Origin of the sequence: Okeania hirsuta (assembly GCF_003838195.1) — a bacterium.
GTDB classification, from domain to species: Bacteria; Cyanobacteriota; Cyanobacteriia; order Cyanobacteriales; family Microcoleaceae; genus Okeania; species Okeania hirsuta.
Genome location: NZ_RCBY01000410.1, coordinates 1 through 3,799 on the forward strand (window position 1 = coordinate 1; position 3,799 = coordinate 3,799).

Genomic DNA, 3,799 nt, shown 5'->3' on the forward strand with positions numbered 1-3,799 from the left:
GAATCCCCATGTAATTTTCCTCCTGTCTCCTGTCTCCTGTCTCCTGTCTCCTTCTTCAAGATACCAATTCCCTGGAAGAAGGTAGTAGGTTATAGAAGGATGAAGGAGACAGCAATCATATAAACTTTTCCGTCAATAACTACTCCTTTTGAATTTTGAATTTTGAATTTTGAATTCTGAATTTTGACTTGGTTAAACTGAGCACTGAATTATGTTATTGTTAATTATTAATTAACATTTAATGGCTAAAGTTAAAAAGTAATGGTTAAACAGCGCGTACTCTCTGGAGTTCAACCAACTGGAAACCTTCATATTGGAAATTATTTAGGTGCTATTCGCAACTGGGTAGAGGGTCAAAAAGAATATGATAATTTCTTCTGTGTAGTAGACTTACACGCTATTACGGTACCACACAATCCAGCTACACTAACTACAGATACTTACACTATTGCAGCCTTATATTTGGCTTGTGGTATAGACCTGGATTATTCTACCATATTTGTACAATCTCATATTCCAGCTCATAGTGAATTGACATGGTTACTGAACTGTATTACTCCACTGAATTGGTTGACAGATATGATCCAATTTAAGGAGAAAGCAGTTAAGCAAGGAGAAAATGTTGGGACAGGTTTATTAGATTATCCAGTTTTGATGGCTGCAGATATTCTACTTTATGATGCAGATAAAGTTCCTGTGGGAGAAGACCAAAAACAACACTTGGAACTTACCCGCGATATTGCAGTTAGATTTAATCATCAGTTTGGTAAGGAGGAAAAGATACTAAAATTACCAGACCCTTTAATTAGAAAAGAGGGTGCGCGGGTAATGAGTTTGGCAGATGGTACTAGCAAAATGTCTAAATCTGACCCTTCAGAATTGAGTAGAATTAGTTTATTAGACCCACCGGATGTAATTACAAAAAAGATTAAACGTTGCAAAACAGACCCAGTTAAGGGTTTAGAGTTTGATAATCCTGAACGACCTGAATGCAATAATTTATTAACCCTTTATAGATTATTTTCAGGCAAAACAAAACAAGAAGTAACAGTAGAATGTCAGGATATGGGATGGGGACAATTTAAACCTTTATTAACTGAGGCAACTATTGAAGCTTTGAAACCAATTCAAACAAAATATAAAGAAGTAATGGATGATCAAGGTTATTTAGAATCTGTTTTATCTAAAGGTAGGCAAAAAGCAGGAGCAGTTGCTCATCAAACATTAGCAAAGGTCAAAGCAGCTTTAGGTTATTCTGTGCCAATTTAATAGAAATAGTTATAGCAGGGAACAGGGAACAGGGAACAGGGAACAGGGAACAGGGAACAGGGAACAGTTGGGAAAACATTTCCTAGTCTAAGATTTATTATCCGCATAAGTCCTAACCAATTCTTTCTTAGCTATATGTAGTTAACTACTCAGATCAAGCTCAAATTAGTAACTTATTCATTTTTATCGAGCGCAATTACCCTCAACTGAAATTAAGTGGATTAACTTATTGTAAAAGTTATTTTAAAGTTGGATAATTATGTGTTTCAAAGTGAAATTATAATTTGTTAACGAGCAACAAAAATGATATTTGCTCTACCATTGTATATTCTGAAATTTGCGTAGTTAATAGAAGTAAATAATAGTTAGTTAGATAAAGATTTTTCTTCTATCGAATAGCCTGAAAAAAATTAACAACTTAACCACAACTAAGTAATAAATAAATGAATAGATTTCGCAATGCAGTAAAATCGGGAGAATTTTTAGTAACTGCTGAAGTAGCACCACCAAAAGGAGCTGACCCCGCTCACATGATTGAAATGGCCTCAACACTTAAAGGTAGAGTTCATGCTGTTAATGTAACAGATGGCAGTCGTGCTGTTTTGAGAATGTCTTCATTGGCAGCATCAATTATTTTAAAAAATAATGGCATAGATCCAATATGTCAAGTAGCTTGTCGCGATCGCAACCGTATTGGGTTACAAGCGGATCTAATGGGAGCTTCAGCATTAGGACTTCATAATATTTTAGCTCTTACTGGCGACCCTGTAAAAGCAGGAGACCATAAAGATGCTAGGAGTGTATTTGATATGGAGTCAGTGCGTTTATTACAAATGATTGCTAAATTAAACCAAGGGATAGATTGGAATGAGAAAACTTTACCAGATGGAGCTACAGATTTATTTGTAGGAGCTGCGGTAGACCCTCAGTCCCCTAGTTGGTCTGGATTAAAAAAACGATTTGAGCGGAAATTATTAGCAGGGTGTCAATTTTTTCAAAGTCAATTAATTTCTGATTTTGATAAGTTAGAAAAGTTTATGAATCAAATTGCAGTTGAGAGTAATAAGCCAATTTTAGCTGGAATATTTTTACTTAAATCTGCCAAAAATGCTGCTTTTATTAATAAGTATGTGCCTGGAGTTGATATACCAGAACATATTATTAATCGTTTGGCAAAAGCTGAAAAACCTTTAGAGGAAGGAATAAAAATTGCTGCCGAACAAGTACAAATTGCTAGTAAGATTTGTCACGGAGTTCATTTGATGGCAATTAAGCGAGAAGATTTAATCCCTAGAATATTAGATATGGCTGAAATTTCTCCTATTGAACAGTAAAAATTACGCAATTTAAGGAAGTAAGGAAGAAGGAAGAAGGAAGAAGGAAGGAAGAAGAAAGGACTGAAAAATATGGCGTTTTCATAGAAGAAGGAAGAAGGAAGGACTAAAAAATATGGTTTTGTCTGAGTTTTAAGCTTTTGATACAGTAGATTCCATCAAGGGTGAGGTACACTCACAGCGGGCAAGATGCCCGCACTTGTTTGTATCAGGTCTGTGGAAACGAAGCTACAACATTCGCTATTGCCATAATACAGAGCTTTTCAAATTGATGAGCCACATTGTCACAACAAAAATCCTGTAGGGGTGAATGGCCATTTGCTGATGCAAAGCTCCGCTTTATATGTTGCGGAGCAAAACGCCCCTACTGTTGTCTACCCAAATGAAAACCACTGTAAACCTGATAACTGATAACTGATAACTGATAACTGAATTCAACCCCTGTGAAAAAACTGCTTTAATATTTCAGTAGGTTTTCTATCCCAAGTATCTATATGCTCATAAATTAATCCATCTTTATTCAATTTATAAGTCGAATAACCATTAAAAAAAATTCTGGCTTGCCAAGGAACTCTTAATATTCCACGCACAGTCCAATTTGCCAAAATTATATTTTCTTCTGTTTGCTGAACATCGTGTAAATCAAAATAGAGTTCTGTGAAAAATAACCGACCGTGAAAGCGCAAAGTCCAAAAAATAATTCGATAATTAAACTTCCACTTAAACGTATTAACTGGGTCTTTAAAAAAAATATCCTTAGTATAAATATCGTAGGAAATATCCTTTTTAAATAGAGTAGGTAAATCCAACTTTAGGGTATTAATAACTTGTTCAACTTTCACTCTAATTTTCCTCAGAAAAAATTGATATATCTAGACTAGAGTTTACTTAATCTACTAAAAAAATAGTCAGCGTAAGTTGAAATAGCAGTTTTATCTTTACCTTTTGCGAGTTTAATACCCCACCATCCATGGAGGTGCTTAAAATTGCTTAGAGTGATCAGACAGGGAGTGGCCGATCACTCTAAGCAGTTTTATCTTTACCTTTTGCGAGTTTAATACCCCACCATCCATGGAGGTGCTTAAAATTGCTTAGAGTGATCAGACAGGGAGTGGCCGATCGTTGACTATCCCCATATAATTTTCCCTTCTGCCTTCTGCTTTCTGCCTTCTGCCTTCTGACTTCTGAGTTCGTTA

Annotated in this window: 3 protein-coding genes; 2 read left to right on the plus strand and 1 reads right to left on the minus strand. The window is 35.4% G+C overall.

What is annotated here, in order from left to right:
* Nucleotides 1-261 precede the first annotated feature (261 nt).
* Entirely contained in the window at nucleotides 262-1,269 is a 1,008-nt protein-coding gene (gene trpS, locus D5R40_RS31060; protein WP_124155728.1) for a tryptophan--tRNA ligase, read from the plus strand.
* Between the two features lie 443 nt (nucleotides 1,270-1,712).
* The gene (locus D5R40_RS31065) at nucleotides 1,713-2,603 is read left to right on the plus strand and encodes a methylenetetrahydrofolate reductase (protein WP_124147792.1); all 891 of its coding nucleotides are present in this window, start codon (nucleotides 1,713-1,715) and stop codon (nucleotides 2,601-2,603) included.
* Nucleotides 2,604-3,037: 434 nt separating this feature from the next.
* On the opposite strand, the gene D5R40_RS31070 is transcribed toward D5R40_RS31065, so the two are convergent.
* Nucleotides 3,038-3,445 (minus strand): C6orf136 family protein, encoded by a 408-nt coding sequence (locus D5R40_RS31070; RefSeq protein ID WP_192901226.1) that lies wholly within the window; start codon nucleotides 3,443-3,445, stop codon nucleotides 3,038-3,040.
* Nucleotides 3,446-3,799 lie beyond the last annotated feature (354 nt).